General features: G+C 32.9%; 17 protein-coding genes. 15 read left to right on the top strand and 2 right to left on the bottom strand.

From position 1 onward, the window contains the following. The first annotated feature begins 63 nt into the window (after window positions 1–63). From ACTJJ9_RS12715 to phoU, 5 genes are all read left to right on the top strand, one after another. Entirely contained in the window at window positions 64–1,056 is a 993-nt protein-coding gene (locus ACTJJ9_RS12715) for a PstS family phosphate ABC transporter substrate-binding protein (RefSeq protein WP_095299796.1), read from the top strand. 174 nt (window positions 1,057–1,230) lie between these two features. Next, the gene (pstC, locus tag ACTJJ9_RS12710; RefSeq protein ID WP_095299924.1) at window positions 1,231–2,136 is read left to right on the top strand and encodes a phosphate ABC transporter permease subunit PstC; all 906 of its coding nucleotides are present in this window, start codon (window positions 1,231–1,233) and stop codon (window positions 2,134–2,136) included. Between the two features lie 2 nt (window positions 2,137–2,138). After that, window positions 2,139–3,023 (top strand): phosphate ABC transporter permease PstA, encoded by an 885-nt coding sequence (gene pstA, locus ACTJJ9_RS12705; protein WP_095299797.1) that lies wholly within the window; start codon window positions 2,139–2,141, stop codon window positions 3,021–3,023. A gap of 57 nt (window positions 3,024–3,080) precedes the next feature. Then, complete coding sequence (gene pstB / locus ACTJJ9_RS12700) at window positions 3,081–3,872, top strand: phosphate ABC transporter ATP-binding protein PstB (RefSeq protein WP_255451846.1); 792 nt, start codon at window positions 3,081–3,083, stop codon at window positions 3,870–3,872. Between the two features lie 116 nt (window positions 3,873–3,988). Next, window positions 3,989–4,648: a phosphate signaling complex protein PhoU gene (gene phoU / locus ACTJJ9_RS12695; protein ID WP_095299799.1), complete on the top strand. Its 660-nt coding sequence runs from the start codon at window positions 3,989–3,991 to the stop codon at window positions 4,646–4,648. Between the two features lie 74 nt (window positions 4,649–4,722). Here the strand turns inward: phoU and ACTJJ9_RS12690 are convergent, their stop codons facing one another. Together ACTJJ9_RS12690 and ACTJJ9_RS12685 are read right to left on the bottom strand one after the other, a co-directional pair. Continuing rightward, window positions 4,723–5,253, bottom strand: coding sequence for an endolytic transglycosylase MltG (locus ACTJJ9_RS12690; protein WP_145581486.1), 531 nt, complete (start codon window positions 5,251–5,253; stop codon window positions 4,723–4,725). After that, window positions 5,250–5,609 (bottom strand): hypothetical protein, encoded by a 360-nt coding sequence (locus ACTJJ9_RS12685; protein WP_095299801.1) that lies wholly within the window; start codon window positions 5,607–5,609, stop codon window positions 5,250–5,252. The genes ACTJJ9_RS12690 and ACTJJ9_RS12685 overlap by 4 nt, the downstream gene beginning before the upstream one ends. Window positions 5,610–5,782: 173 nt before the next feature. Between ACTJJ9_RS12685 and ACTJJ9_RS12680 the strand changes: the two genes are divergently transcribed. From ACTJJ9_RS12680 to ACTJJ9_RS12635, 10 genes are all read left to right on the top strand, one after another. Further along, window positions 5,783–6,241, top strand: a complete 459-nt coding sequence (locus ACTJJ9_RS12680; RefSeq protein ID WP_145581487.1) for a hypothetical protein — start codon at window positions 5,783–5,785, stop codon at window positions 6,239–6,241. Window positions 6,242–6,256: 15 nt separating this feature from the next. Further along, a complete protein-coding gene (locus tag ACTJJ9_RS12675) occupies window positions 6,257–7,411 on the top strand; it encodes a glycosyltransferase family 4 protein (RefSeq protein WP_145581488.1) in 1,155 nt (384 codons plus the stop codon). 113 nt (window positions 7,412–7,524) lie between these two features. Beyond that, entirely contained in the window at window positions 7,525–7,674 is a 150-nt protein-coding gene (gene rpmG / locus ACTJJ9_RS12670) for a 50S ribosomal protein L33 (protein WP_046590706.1), read from the top strand. Between the two features lie 225 nt (window positions 7,675–7,899). Next, window positions 7,900–8,463: a 5-formyltetrahydrofolate cyclo-ligase gene (locus ACTJJ9_RS12665; RefSeq protein ID WP_145581489.1), complete on the top strand. Its 564-nt coding sequence runs from the start codon at window positions 7,900–7,902 to the stop codon at window positions 8,461–8,463. Continuing rightward, window positions 8,454–9,233 carry a DUF92 domain-containing protein gene (locus ACTJJ9_RS12660; protein ID WP_145581490.1) on the top strand — a complete coding sequence of 260 codons (780 nt, stop codon included), beginning with the start codon at window positions 8,454–8,456 and terminating at the stop codon, window positions 9,231–9,233. The genes ACTJJ9_RS12665 and ACTJJ9_RS12660 overlap by 10 nt, the downstream gene beginning before the upstream one ends. A gap of 120 nt (window positions 9,234–9,353) precedes the next feature. Then, complete coding sequence (locus ACTJJ9_RS12655) at window positions 9,354–10,292, top strand: L-lactate dehydrogenase (RefSeq protein ID WP_145581491.1); 939 nt, start codon at window positions 9,354–9,356, stop codon at window positions 10,290–10,292. A 44-nt stretch (window positions 10,293–10,336) separates the two neighbouring features. After that, entirely contained in the window at window positions 10,337–10,504 is a 168-nt protein-coding gene (locus ACTJJ9_RS12650; protein WP_174880471.1) for a hypothetical protein, read from the top strand. 154 nt (window positions 10,505–10,658) lie between these two features. Next, a complete protein-coding gene (locus tag ACTJJ9_RS12645; protein WP_145581492.1) occupies window positions 10,659–12,200 on the top strand; it encodes a rhomboid family protein in 1,542 nt (513 codons plus the stop codon). A gap of 216 nt (window positions 12,201–12,416) precedes the next feature. Continuing rightward, window positions 12,417–13,880 carry a spore germination protein gene (locus ACTJJ9_RS12640; RefSeq protein WP_095299809.1) on the top strand — a complete coding sequence of 488 codons (1,464 nt, stop codon included), beginning with the start codon at window positions 12,417–12,419 and terminating at the stop codon, window positions 13,878–13,880. Window positions 13,881–14,011: 131 nt separating this feature from the next. Continuing rightward, a partial coding sequence (locus tag ACTJJ9_RS12635; RefSeq protein WP_440768678.1) for a transposase occupies window positions 14,012–14,697 on the top strand: 686 nt, incomplete at its 3' end.

The raw sequence follows: 14,697 nt of genomic DNA, 5'->3' as shown, positions 1-14,697 counted from the left end.
ACTCAAACGTTATTCTAATACTCGTAGGACAAAACAAAAACAGTATTTAGGGGGAATATGGCAATGAAAAGCTTTAAGAGCTTAGTACTACTTTTAGTAATGGGATTTTTAGTAATATTCTCAGCTGCATGTGGCAGTGGAACAACTTCAGAAGAAGATACAAGCACAGGCTCTGGAGATACTAAAGAAAAAGAAACTGCATTAGAAGGTAGTGTCGTAATCGATGGCTCTGGTACAGTTTATCCTTTCATGTCAAAAATGGCGGAAAATTACATGTCTGAAAACGAGGAAGTTTCTGTTGAAGTGAGTCGTGCAGGTACTTCTGCTGGATTCGAAAAGTTTCTTGTAGCTGATAACGGAACTGATTTCAACGATGCATCTCGTGAGATTAAAGATGAAGAAAAAGCTAAAGCTGAAGAATTAGGTATTGAATACAAAGAATTCCAAGTTGCTCTTGATGGTTTAACATTTGTTATCAACAAAGAAAACGATTGGGCAACTGAAATGACTCAAGAAGAAGTAGTGAAAATCTTCCTTGCTGAAGGTGGAGTAACAAAATGGTCTGATATTAACCCTGATTGGCCAAATGAAGAAATAAAGCCAATGGGTCCTAACGAAAACCATGGTACAAACGAATTTATGTTTGAAACTATTATGGAAGAAAAAGATTTTGTTGATACAGTAAATTTACAACAAGAATACTCTACTCTAGTAGATCTTGTTTCTAAAGATAAAAATGCAATTGCGTTCTTTGGATATGGCTACTACGATAGCAATAAAGATAAACTAAACGCAGTAAAAGTTGACTTTGGTAATGGTCCAGTTGCTCCAAGTTTAGATACAATCGGTTTAGATGATGATGCTGCTTACAAACCATTTACTCGTCCAGTATTCACATACTTAAACGTTGGAATGGCAAAAGAGAAGCCTCAAGTTCTTGATTATGCTATCTACACAATGGAGAATGCTCAAACAGTAGCTTCTGAAACTGGATTTGCTCCATTAAAAGATGAAGTAATTGAAGAGTCTATCAAATACCTAGAAGGATTAAAATAATCATCTTTACCTAAATTATAAGAAGATGAGAAGTAGATGAGAAGTTTTACTTCTCATCTACTTAAGTGTTTCCTCTAAACTAACTATCTACTAATATTCACCTCACATAATGTCATCATATATGGAGGATGAAAGGGGTTTTCGATCTTGGATAATAAGGTAAGCATCCGTGACATGATTGAAAAAAAGAGAAGCTCTACAAATCTAACTTCTGTCACAGAAAAGGTTATACCTAAATTCTTATTAATTATTGCTACTATATCAATACTCACAACTCTCGGAATAGTTATTACTCTTTTAACTGAAACAATAAACTTTTTCAAAGATGTTCCATTTTTAGATTTCTATACTGGAACAATTCTAAAACCACTAGGTGATGATGCACAATTTGGAGTACTGCCATTGCTTACAGGAACAATTTATTCAACAGTTATTGCAATGTTTGTAGCAATTCCTGTTGGTTTAATGGCAGCAATTTATTTAAGTGAATATGCTTCCGATAAAGTGCGAAGAATTTTAAAGCCTATACTTGAGATTCTTGCAGGTATCCCTACAATTGTATATGGATTCTTTGCATATACTTTTGTTACACCGCTATTAAGATCATTTATTCCAGCTTTAGATCCAACAAATATTTTAAGCCCAGGAATTGTAATGGGAATCATGATTATACCTATGGTTGCTTCACTTTCAGAGGATGCTATGAGTTCTGTTCCAAACTCAATGCGGGAAGGTGCTCTTGCTCTGGGTTCAACCAAACTTGAGGTAACTTGGAAAGTTGTTATTCCAGCAGCTATATCTGGAGTTATAGCCTCATTTGTCTTGGGAATTTCTCGTGCTATTGGGGAAACGATGATTGTTGCAATTGCAAGTGGAAGTAATAAGGACTTTACTTTTGATATAACACAATCAATGCAGACGATGACTGCTTATATCGTTGAAGTAACAGGTGGAGAAGCTCCTGCTGGTTCAACGATTTACTACAGTTTGTACGCTGTTGCAATGACATTATTTGTTTTTACACTCATAATGAACCTCATTGCCCAGTATATTTCTCGTAAATATAGGGAGGAGTATTAATTATGAAGTATGTAGATGTCGAACAAGTACAAAAGAAGATGGGGTCCCGTTTACTTGTAAATAATCTTGCAAGAACTCTTTTTCTATTAGCAACGCTGTTCGGTTTAGTCGTTTTATTAACACTGATTTATAGAGTGGTATCAGATAGTATTGGATGGATTGATTTTCAATTTATCACAAGTAAGCTGTCAACAACTGCCGAACGAGCAGGAATAATGGGTGCAATTGCAGGTACATTATGGTTAATGGTCGTTGTTGCACCTGTTACAATGTTTTTAGGAGTGGGTACAGCAATTTATTTAGAAGAGTATGCAAAGAATGGAAAATTAAAATCTTTTATTCAAACAAATATTTCTAACTTAGCTGGTGTTCCATCCGTTGTATTCGGTATATTGGGATTAACTGTATTTGTGCGTGGCCTAGAGTTAGGAAACATTGTTCTTGCCGGTGGTCTAACAATGTCTTTATTGGTGCTTCCAATAGTTGTAGTTGCAAGCCAAGAAGCTATTCGTGCCGTACCACAATATCTTAGAGAAGCATCTTATGGTATGGGAGCTACAAAATGGCAAACAATTAAAAACATTGTCTTACCTGCAGCGATTCCAGGAATTTTAACTGGTCTTATCCTCTCTCTTTCAAGAGCTATTGGTGAAACAGCTCCACTCGTTGTTATTGGTATTCCAGCATTGTTAATTCCACTTCCAGATGGAATTTTTGATAAATTTACTGTTTTACCAATGCAAATTTATTATTGGACTGTTGACTCAGCACTTGTAGCTGAGTACGCAAATCTTGCTGCTGCTACAATTGTTGTTCTATTAATTGTCCTATTTTTAATGAATTCAATTGCAATTTTTATTAGAAATAAGTTTCAAAATAGATTTTAATTTATTTGGGGGTTTTTAAATATGGCAGTTTTATCCGATAGCAAAAAGAATAATGTTATGAATTTTGAAAGAGATGAGAAGCCAATGGATAAAAAAGATATAGTTTATGATACAAAAGATTTAAATTTATGGTACGGTGAGGATCATGCATTAAAGAATATTAATCTCTCAATTTTTCAAAATGAAGTAACAGCAATTATCGGTCCTTCTGGTTGTGGAAAATCAACATTTATTAAAACTTTAAATAGAATGGTTGAATTAATACCGGTTGTTCGAATTTCAGGAGATATCCGATATAGAGATAAGAGTATATTAGATAAAAGTTATAAGGTTGAGGATTTAAGAACTAGAGTAGGAATGGTTTTCCAAAAACCAAATCCATTTCCTAAGTCAATATATGATAATATAGCTTATGGACCTAAAATACACGGTATAAGAGATAAAAAAATTCTAGATGAAATTGTTGAAAGAAGCTTACGTGGAGCAGCAATTTGGGATGAAGTTAAGGATCGATTAAAAGAAAATGCATATGGCCTTTCCGGAGGTCAGCAGCAGCGTCTATGTATTGCTCGATGCTTAGCTATTGAACCAGATGTTATATTAATGGATGAACCAACATCAGCTCTTGATCCAATATCAACTCTTAAGGTTGAGGAGTTGATTCAAGATTTGAAAAAAGATTATAGTATTATCATTGTTACACATAATATGCAACAGGCTGCTCGTATTTCAGATAGAACGGCGTTCTTCTTAAATGGGGAAGTTGTTGAATTTGATGTAACTGATAAAATCTTTGCAAATCCAAATGATAAAAGAACAGAGGATTATATAACAGGTCGATTCGGTTAATCTAAATAGAAAAAAATCGTGCATGTCCAAGATGCACGATTTTTTTCATTATATCTATTTTTTATTATGAAAGAGTGATGATGGGAATATATATAAGTACGTAGGAGGTAGTGAATATGAGTATAAGAGAACGGTTCGAAATTGATCAAAAAAAATTGAGAGATAAATTAATCGAAATTGGAAGTCTTACTGAAGTGGCACTTAGTAAGTCAATTGATGCATTAGAAAAGCAAAATATTGAAGAGTCATTACGAATAATAAAAGAAGATTCTAGAATTGATGATTTGGATGAAGAAATTAATGATTTAGCAATTATATTAATAGCTAAACAACAGCCCGTAGCGGTAGATTTAAGACGAATCATTGCTACTATAAAAATATCATCTGATATTGAACGAATGGCAGATTTTGCAGTAAATATAGCAAAATCAACAATAAGAATTGGTGATCAACCGTTAGTAAAGCCAATTCATCATATTAAGAAGATGCATACAATTGCTTCTAGTATGTTATCGTTATCGATTAAAGCATTTAATGAAGAGGATATAGTATTGGCAAAAAAAGTAGCTGATATGGATGATCAAGTTGACGCATTGTATGGAGAGACTTTAGTAGAAATCATCGAGCTAATGGAGACGAAAAAAGAATTTTCTCAGCAACTCATTCAATTATTATTTATTTGTAGATATATAGAAAGAACTGCCGATCATACTACAAATATTTCAGAGAGTATTATGTATTTAGTAAAAGGCAAAAGGTATGATTTAAACGGATAAAAGTTTAAGTTTTATTGGAGTAAATATAGTTGAGATATGAGAAAAACCAGCCATTGAGGCTGGTTTTTTTAAAATTATCTTGTTATTGCTTCTGCAAGTTGATGGAAGTCCATTCCTTTTTTAACTTGGAATGTTCCTAATTGAACTTTTTGGTGATAATTATTTTTTATAAGGTATTGATCAAATTGGAATGAATCTTCGATTATACCGTTTTGTTCAAGTAAATCAGAAACAGTACTTGTTGTCATACCTTCCGATATAGTTAAGTTGTAGGTAACTAGTTCTTCTTTCTTTTCTTCAGCTGGAGCTTCTTTAGCTGGTGTTTCTGTTGTTGTTTCTTTCTGTGCTGTATCTTCTTTTGTATCTTTAGCTGTGTCTGTTTTTGGTTCAGAAGAATTTTTTGCTGCTAATAATTCTTCATATTCTTCAGCCTCAACAGCCATTCTCCCATTTTCGGCTAAGTATTTTTCGACATTTTTTTCGGTAAGTTGTTTTTTATCATCAGCAGATACTGATTTATTATCTGTTAGAAGGTATGTTCCTCCTAATAGAGTTGTCGCCACAATCATTCCTGCTGCAAACGCCTGAAAACTGGTTTTACTCATGTTAAAACCCTCTCATTCTTTTCAACGATTGAACGAATGTTATCTACTGAAGTTCCTTCAGATAAGGCGATAGCTTCTAAGGACATACCTTGGCGATATTTTGCAAGAATGCGTGACTTGTTTAATTGATTATCCTGATCTTCTTCTTTTGTTTCTACTTTTAATGGGGCATCGTTTTGTAGGAGCTCTTCTTCAACGATTCGCATTTTCTTTTTTAACTTGTAGATTTCTTGCATTGCTGATAATTGTAAATGGTCAAGCTCTTGCTCAAGTTCTTTTACATTATCACGTTGTAAGAACGATATCCCAAGCAGGACGATACTTATAATAAATAATATTATAATCATCACTGTCATATTATCACCTTCTTTGATTATTTCCCTTTAATCTTTATAACATAAAATTTGTTCTTAAAGAAGTACTTTTTCAAAAAGTGTAGGTTTTTGACGAATTTTTTCTGAAACTTAATTAAGTTTAGGTAAAGATTACATGATATGATTAATTGAAACCGAAAATAAGGAGAGAATGAATGGATTTTCCATCTTTTAATCAAACAGAGCAATATAAAATTCGAAATGAATCGACATTTTATGAGGATCACTTGAAAATAATTTTATATCCTAATAATTCTATACTTTCCTGGAAAATTTCCTTAAGAACACAAAGAATATTAAGTAATCTCCTTAATGAAGACTTTAATGATCTCCTGCTTCGTATTAACATTATTCCTCATATAAAACAGCATTTATTCGAAGATATTTATCTTCGGGAACCAAGTGGAACATTATCATTATACTTTTTGAAAAATGGGATATTTGATTTTGAATTGGTAGTAAGTAATTCTTTAAATGAAAACATTACAATAAAAAAAATACAGGTTTATTCTCATTGTCATCGTGTGAATGAATTAACTGAAGGATTAATAAATCGTGGAAAAGGGGAGCCGAAATGGCTTTATAATTTTTCTGGATATACATTTTATGAGTAGAGGTAATATTTTGACATGAAGATAAATCCGACAATTTTAGTTTTAGCAACAGAATACTCACCTAATATAGTAGGAGGGCTCGGTAGACATGTAAGTGACATAGTAGCAGAAGGAAATAGAAAGGGTCTTAAGTTTATTGTTGTCACAACTTCTTCTAATGAAAATGAATCATATACGTTTGAGAATGGTATTCATGTTTATCGTTTAGTATCTTTACAACATCCTCCTAGAACGTTTATAGATTATATATTAAACGTGAATTTTAGATTTATTCAATTTGTCCTTTATGAATTAAAGCTCTCATTTGATATTATACATGTCCATGACTGGTTGACAGGGATTGCTGGGGTTGAACTGAAAACTGAAATAGGAAAACCCTTATTGGCAACCATTCATGCAACTGAAAATGGGAGAATGAATAGTAAAACTCATTTTTCTAATCGAATTCATTCCTTTGAGACAAGTCTAATAGAAGCATCTGATAATATCATCGTATGTAGTCGCTATATGGAAAATATTCTTATTAAGGAATTTAATTGTACTAAAGATAAATTAACATTAATACCGAATGGAATTATTCCTAAAAGTTATCTTCCACCTATTTCAAATGTTAAACTACCATTTTCTAACTCACCTTACTTGTTGGGAATGGGTAGGCTTGTAAAGGAAAAAGGTTTTCAATATCTCTTAAAGGCCTTTTCTATATTTCATAAACAATTTCCTGAATTTCGATTAATTATTGCTGGAGAAGGGCCTTTTCATGAAGAGTTAGTTCAATTAGCTTATGGGCTACATATAGATAAATATGTTTCATTTATTGGATTTGTTCAAGAAGAAAAAAGGAATGTATTATTACATCATTGTGAAATGTTAGTTGTACCAAGTTTATATGAACCATTTGGTATTATTGCTTTGGAAGGAATGGTCGCTGCTAAGCCTATAGTTTCATTCCAAATAGGAGGATTAGCAGAAATACTTAATGATAGCAGAGGGATTTTGGTGAAGGATACCTCAAGTAGTTCTTTAGCAGACACTATATGTGATTACTTTAGTGAACCGCAAAAATATAATGCGATCGTTCAGAAGGGCTTTTATGCGGCAAATACAATTTATAACTTATCCTATTTAATCGAAGAAACTATACTATTATATAAGAAATTAGCGAAATAATTCTTGTTATATGAATTTATTCATTTTGATGTGGAATTTGTCTAATAAAAATGATATTATATTAAAGTCTGATTTGTTTTATTAGTTTTTTTATGTTTGGAGGGAAAGATAACATGCGTGTAAATATTACATTAGCTTGCACTGATTGTGGCGAACGTAACTATATTTCTAAAAAGAATAAACGTAATAACCCAGATCGTCTTGAGCTTAAGAAATATTGCTCAAGAGAGAAAAAAATGACATTACACCGTGAAACAAAGTAACAGTAGGGATTTATTTTCCTACTGTTTTTTTATACCCTGTATTTAGCATAAGGCTTATAAAGAAATACGTCCTTATAAACCTCATACTTTGTATCATACTCTATTCTAAATTTCCACATAAAAAACGGTCGGAATTGTTGACTACAGAAACTAGATATCCTCCTTATTAAAGCCTCGATTAAATGAATAAGGTACATATATAATGAAAGAAGGAGGTAATATGAAATGAATAAACAAGAAATCCGAAAAAAAATAAAGAATAAACTCGATAAAATGTCTTTGGAGGATTATTGGAGTAATAGTTTTGAGATACATAAAAAATTATTCAATCATGCTGTATGGAAGAATTCATCAATTGTAGCCATTACTGTTTCTAGAGGAAAAGAGGTTGATACAGCATTCATTATAAAACAGGCATGGAAGGAAAATAAGACAGTAGCTGTACCTAAGTGTGACCCTGCTACGAAAACAATGGTATTTAGGGTAATTTCTACCTTTGAACAGCTCGAAGAAGGATATTTTGGGATTTTAGAACCGATTGTAACCGATACAAAAGGTCTAACTTCAAAGGAAATTGAATTAATGATTGTTCCTGGTGTAGCATATGATTTTAATGGATATAGAATAGGTTATGGCGGTGGTTATTTTGACCGATATTTAAGTGATTTTCACAACAAATATTTATCATTAGCATTTACACAACAATTCGTTGATCATATTCCTGCAAAATCATTTGATATTGCAATTCCGATAATTATAACTGAAAAGAGTGTATTTACATGGAATTAATTGTTGTTTGTTTCATTATTGCTATTGCTTCCGTAATGGGATGGAAGGCGAAATCTATAACGAAAGTTGGTGCAATTGCAGCTTTTATAGTTGGCCTTTTAATTTATCTTGGGTTTTCCTATCAAGGATTATTTTTATTAGGTTGTTTTTTCTGCAGTTCTAGTTTCTTTAGTAAGTATCAAAATAAAAGGAAGCGAATAGCAGCAGACATTTTGGAAAAGGGTGAGCAGAGAGATATTATTCAAGTGTTTGCGAATGGAGGAGTTCCAGCTTTTTTAGGTTTTATTTATTCATTTGGATTTATTTCTCAGCAAACTGCATTAGTATGCTTTTGTATATCACTTGCTGCAGCAAATGCTGATACATGGGCTTCTGAAATAGGTACTATGAGTAAAAAGGAGCCTAGATTATTACTAACTATGAAAAAAGTTCCAAGAGGTACTTCTGGTGCTGTATCAATGCTCGGTACGACAGCGGCAATAGGTGGGGCATTATTTATTGCTTTCATATCTTATTTATTATTTTCTCTTTCATTAGTATGGGTAGTCTACATTGCTTTATTTGGATTTTTAGGAAATTTACTTGATACGATAATTGGACAAACGGTACAGGTAAAATATAAATGTACTTATTGTGGGAAAATAACTGAAAAACAAAACCACTGTAATTTTAAAGGCGTAAAAATATCTAAGTATAGCTTCTTAAATAATGATGCAGTAAATTTTCTCTCGATTATATTAGCAACAGCTTTAGGTTTTCTCTTTTCATAAAATGTTCATAAAAACGATGAAAAATACGTTAAAGATCATGTAAAATATAATTGTGAAGTATTTCACAAAGTTTAACAGCAAATTTCATTAGTTCAATAAGCATTGAAAGGGTTTGATAATATGGCTAATCATGTTAATCGAGTTGCACTTATAGGTACAGGCTTTGTAGGCTCTAGTTACGCCTTTGCTTTATTAAATCAAGGAGTTACAGAAGAGTTAGTTTTAATTGATTTAAATAAAGAAAAATCTGAAGGAGATGCAATGGATCTAAATCATGGTTTAGCCTTTGCACCTAAACCGACGAAAATTTGGTATGGAAGCTACAAAGATTGTGAGTCTGCTGATATTGTTGTTTTATGTGCTGGTGCTAATCAAAAACCTGGTGAGACCCGACTAGATTTAGTTGCTAAAAATTTAAAAATTTTTAAATCAATAGTCTCAGATGTGATGAATAGTGGATTTGATGGGATCTTTATTGTCGCTACTAACCCAGTGGACATTTTATCATATGCTGTATGGAAATATTCTGGATTACCACAAAGTCGAGTAATTGGTTCTGGAACAATACTAGATACAGCTAGATTTCGTTATTTATTAGGAGAGCATTTTAATGTAGATACACGGAATGTGCATGCATATATCATTGGAGAGCATGGGGATACTGAACTGCCAGTTTGGAGTCACGCTGATATTGGCGGTATCCCAATTCTTGAGTCATTGAACGATGAAAAGGAAAAGTTAGAGGAAATCTTTGTGAATGTAAGAGATGCAGCATACCATATTATTAATCGTAAAGGTGCGACTTATTACGGAATAGCTATGGGTTTAGTTCGATTGACTAAAGCAATTTTAAATAATGAAAATTCTATTCTAACTGTTTCTTGTTACTTAGATGGTGAATATGGAGTAAACGATGTTTATATTGGTGTTCCAGCAATTGTCAATCGAGATGGAATTAAAAAAGTGATTGAACTTCGGCTAAATGAAGAAGAGAAAAGTAAATTTGAACATTCTGTTAGTGTGTTGCAAGAAACAATGTCACCTTTTTTTAAAGGATAAAAACATGTAATCCTACTCAAAATATAAGTAGGAGGGATGTTTTTATGAAAAGACTAATTATGTTAATTGCTGGATCATTTGCTTTGTATCGTTATAGATATCAGATTGTAAATGCGGTTTTGGGGCAACCCCAATTACGTAGGTTTTTCATTCGATTATCAATGAGAATTCCTTTTATAAGAGATCGTTTTGTTCAACGAGCTTTTCATTAAAGTTCAAAGGGGAGGCTGATTTGCAATAGCAATCTCAGCCTCCTGTTTGTTTATCCTTAACAAATAAACAATGAAACGAGGAAAAAACATGAGCCTTCCTTTTCGTTTATAGTTATTGATATAATAAAGGAAAAATGATGTCGGAGCGGATAAAATGGTTTTAGAGCAAGATTTTTTATATTGGTCAATCATTGAGAAGCTAGTTTTAAACGAAAAATATTCAATACTAGCACTTTCTCAAGATGGAGGAGAAATTTTACTTCAGCCGTATCGTCAGAAGCACTTTACGATAGTAAGATTAAAAAGAATTGACGTTGATTGGGGAAATACACTATCTATTGATATTGAGCAAGCAGGGAGGAAATTTGAACAATTACTAAAAAATGGTGTAAGAGGTCCAATTCGCGTAATGAATGTTTACATATCATCGTTACCCCCTGTTGATGATTATCCAAGTGTATTTGAAGATGGATATAGCATACTAAAAGGGAAAATTGATATTAGTTCAATATTAATACATAGTGAACAACGTTTAGAGGGTATAAGTAAACTAGCCGATTTATTAAATGTACCATTAAAGATTGAAATGGACTCATTCATTGAAGAGGATGATGTTCAAAGAATACGAAACCATGTCATTGCATCCCATAATAAACAAAGAGAAGAAGAAAAGAAAATTTTTCAACATGGAAAGCCATTTTTTACTTATATATTTCTAGGAATACAAATCATCATGTTTCTCATATTGGAAATGTTCGGGGGCAGTACAAATAATCAAACCTTAATTGATTTTGGTGCTAAATTCAATCCACTTATATATGAAGGTGAATGGTGGCGCTTTTTTACCCCTATTATTTTACATATTGGCTTTTTGCACCTTTTTATGAACAGCCTTGCTCTTTATTACATAGGTCCAGCAGTAGAAAAGGCATATGGACGTTTTAGATTTTTACTTATATATATTATCGCTGGTGTTGCTGGTACATTTGCAAGTTTTGCATTTAGTCCTAATTTATCGGCAGGTGCATCAGGAGCAATATTTGGTTGTTTTGGTGCATTATTATATATTGGAGTACAAAATCGCCAGGTGTTTTTAAGAACAATTGGTCCAAATATATTAATGGTTATCGCAATTAACTTAGCCTTTGGATTTGCAGTTCCTAATATAGATAATGCTGGCCATATTGGTGGCTTGGTTGGTGGTTTTCTAGCTGCTTTTATCGTTCAATTGCCAAAAAAGAAAAATGTTTCTTTTAGACTAATAGGAGTGATTGCGACAGCTTTACTTTTTATTATTTTGTATCGATACGGATATCCACAAGCAGAGGAGCAATATTCTCAATATACAGCAATGCAAGGACAAGAATTGATACAGAATAATAAGTATGATGAGGCGTATGATTATTTAAATAATGCAATTTCGAATAATACCCGCTCAAATGATATTATCTTCATGTTATCTGTGGCTGAAATAGGTATAGGTAAATTTGATGAGGCTTTAAAGCATTTACAAGAGGTTGTTGAAAACGATGACTCATATCACCAAGCTCATTTTAATCTTGCATTTCTATATGTTAACACAGGAAATTCATCTGAAGCGTTAAATCATATTAATAAAGCTCTACAATATGAGCCTGAAAATGAAAATTATAAGAACTTGAAAAATGAGATTACACGATCAAATAATGAAACATGATTCAACACAAAAATGAGCATTAGACAATTGAGTATAATTGTCATGCTTAATTTTTTATCATGAAACGACCAGAACAAATAGGAACAGATTTAATATTTTTCCAACTTCAAAATTTCATACTCATCCCAGTCTATGTACTCCATCAATTTATACAGGTATGTTTTACCATTCTTTCGTCAATGATGATGATAAATTGTTGTGAAATGGAGAAAGCGTATGACTTTTGAAGGTGAGAAAAAACTTGTTTCAGATGATTTTAAAGAAAATACAACGTATATTGCAGAACAATTAGGGGTTAAAAAGAGCTTTGATGTTATTCAACTCGATGTTGAATACGCTGAACGAAAAATGACTCTTTTTATGGTTGATGGTTTTGTTAAGGATGATATTCTTCATTTGTTAATGAAATATTTAGCCCGAGTTACAACAGAACAACTAGAGGGAAATACGTTAGACAAACTCCTTAAAACCCATTTACCGTATGTTGAACTGGATAAAACAGATGATTTAAATAAGGTAGTACATATGGTACTGGCAGGTCCAACAGCATTAGTGGTTGAGGGAGTTAATGAGGTTATCTTAATTGACGCCAGGACTTATCCGGTAAGAGGGCCACAGGAGCCTGATACTGAAAGGGTAGTAAGAGGTGCAAGGGATGGATATGTTGAAACGATTGTCTTTAATACAGCACTTACAAGAAGAAGAATAAGGGATCGTTCATTAAGAATGGAGTATCTTCAAGTTGGAAGGCGTTCAAAAACAGATGTTGTAGTCTGTTACTTAGAGGAGATTGCGGATTTAGAACATGTTAAGGATTTAAAGAAATCGCTAGAAGCAATTGATACCGATGGACTACCAATGGGTGAAAAAACAATTGAAGAATTTCTTGGAGGACGTCATTTTAATCCCTATCCAACTGTTCGATATACGGAAAGACCTGATACAGCAGCCTCTCATTTGTATGAAGGTCATGTAATTGTGTTTGTAGATGGGTCACCAAGTGCTATTATTACACCAACGACCTTTTGGCATCATTTGCAGCATGCCGAGGAATATCGAAATAAACCGATTGTTGGTGCTTATCTTCGACTAGTTCGATTTGTCGCGGTTTGGGTGTCGATGTTTCTATTACCATTATGGTATTTATTTGCACAAAACCCAGAGCTTTTACCACCAGGTCTTGATTTCATTGGAATTAACGAACATGGCCATATCCCATTATTATTACAATTTATAATAGTGGAACTAGGTATTGATATGCTGAGGATGGCCGCTATTCATACTCCATCTTCATTAGCAACTGCTCTAGGGTTAGTTGCTGCCCTTATGATTGGTCAGGTTGCTGTCGAAGTTGGATTATTAACGTATGAAGTCGTCTTGTATTTATCGATTGCTGCAATTGGTACATTTGCAACTCCAAGTTATGAGCTTAGTTTAGCAAATCGTATGTTCCGAATGATTCTATTATTATTTACTGCATCGTTAGGGGTTATTGGATTTGTTGTTGGTATAGTGCTATGGATCATTTTACTGGCAAAAACGAAGTCATTTAATGTACCTTATTTGTATCCATTTATCCCATTTGACTATCGAGGCCTAAGAGATGTTTTATTTAGAGCGCCAATGCCTTTGAAAAATAGACGACCACGCTTTTTGCATCCTAATGATCCTGATCGATAAAGCAATTAATGTAGAATTGTCATTTAGATGACAATTCTTCAGACTGTAGACAAACTCGATAAAATCGAGTTTGCATACAGTCTTTTTTTATTTAAAATATTTATTAATAGATATTTTAGAGGTGATGGATAATGATGACAAGAAACAATAATACTGAAAGAGATCAGTTAGAAGTTATCGCAATTGACCAATTAGTACCACAAGATCATTTGGTGCGTAAAATTGAATCTGCTATTGATTTCTCCTTCATTTATCCATTGGTTGAAAAACTCTATTCAACACTAGGTCGTCCGAGTATTGATCCTGTTGTATTGATTAAAATGACATTTATTCAATATGTATTTGGTATTCGTTCTATGAGGCAAACCATTAAAGAAATTGAAACAAACGTGGCATATCGCTGGTTCTTGGGATTCGGTTTTTATACAGAAGTTCCTCATTTCTCTACCTTTGGTAAGAATTATGAGCGTCGTTTTAAAGAAACGGATCTATTTGAACAAATCTTTTATCGGATTCTAAAAGAGATTACAGATAAAGGTTTATTGAGCGCAGATCATGTATTTATTGATTCAACTCATGTTAAAGCTAGTGCTAATAAACGTAAATTTGAAAAGAAAACAGTGAGAAAAGAAACTCGAGCTTATGAAGCGAAACTTCAGGCTGAATTAAATCAAGACCGTATTGATAACGGAAAGAAGCCTTTTCCACCTGAAAAGTTTGAAAAGGAAGAGATAAAGGAAATTAAGGAAAGTACTACTGACCCTGAAAGTGGGTACTACGTAAAAGATGAAAGAACAAAACAGTTTGCTTATTCTTT

This window comes from Metabacillus sp. 22489 (genome assembly GCF_052044855.1).
GTDB lineage: Bacteria > Bacillota > Bacilli > Bacillales > Bacillaceae > Metabacillus > Metabacillus niabensis.
This window is presented reverse-complemented; position numbering and strand designations above follow the sequence as displayed.

Coding starts and splice junctions, on each gene's coding strand:
- ACTJJ9_RS12715 (WP_095299796.1), top strand. CDS start 64: ATGAAAAGCTTTAAGAGCTTAGTACTACTTTTAGTAATGGGATTTTTA.
- pstC (WP_095299924.1), top strand. CDS start 1,231: ATGATTGAAAAAAAGAGAAGCTCTACAAATCTAACTTCTGTCACAGAA.
- pstA (WP_095299797.1), top strand. CDS start 2,139: ATGAAGTATGTAGATGTCGAACAAGTACAAAAGAAGATGGGGTCCCGT.
- pstB (WP_255451846.1), top strand. CDS start 3,081: ATGAATTTTGAAAGAGATGAGAAGCCAATGGATAAAAAAGATATAGTT.
- phoU (WP_095299799.1), top strand. CDS start 3,989: ATGAGTATAAGAGAACGGTTCGAAATTGATCAAAAAAAATTGAGAGAT.
- ACTJJ9_RS12690 (WP_145581486.1), bottom strand. CDS start 5,253: ATGAGTAAAACCAGTTTTCAGGCGTTTGCAGCAGGAATGATTGTGGCG.
- ACTJJ9_RS12685 (WP_095299801.1), bottom strand. CDS start 5,609: ATGACAGTGATGATTATAATATTATTTATTATAAGTATCGTCCTGCTT.
- ACTJJ9_RS12680 (WP_145581487.1), top strand. CDS start 5,783: ATGGATTTTCCATCTTTTAATCAAACAGAGCAATATAAAATTCGAAAT.
- ACTJJ9_RS12675 (WP_145581488.1), top strand. CDS start 6,257: ATGAAGATAAATCCGACAATTTTAGTTTTAGCAACAGAATACTCACCT.
- rpmG (WP_046590706.1), top strand. CDS start 7,525: ATGCGTGTAAATATTACATTAGCTTGCACTGATTGTGGCGAACGTAAC.
- ACTJJ9_RS12665 (WP_145581489.1), top strand. CDS start 7,900: ATGAATAAACAAGAAATCCGAAAAAAAATAAAGAATAAACTCGATAAA.
- ACTJJ9_RS12660 (WP_145581490.1), top strand. CDS start 8,454: ATGGAATTAATTGTTGTTTGTTTCATTATTGCTATTGCTTCCGTAATG.
- ACTJJ9_RS12655 (WP_145581491.1), top strand. CDS start 9,354: ATGGCTAATCATGTTAATCGAGTTGCACTTATAGGTACAGGCTTTGTA.
- ACTJJ9_RS12650 (WP_174880471.1), top strand. CDS start 10,337: ATGAAAAGACTAATTATGTTAATTGCTGGATCATTTGCTTTGTATCGT.
- ACTJJ9_RS12645 (WP_145581492.1), top strand. CDS start 10,659: ATGGTTTTAGAGCAAGATTTTTTATATTGGTCAATCATTGAGAAGCTA.
- ACTJJ9_RS12640 (WP_095299809.1), top strand. CDS start 12,417: ATGACTTTTGAAGGTGAGAAAAAACTTGTTTCAGATGATTTTAAAGAA.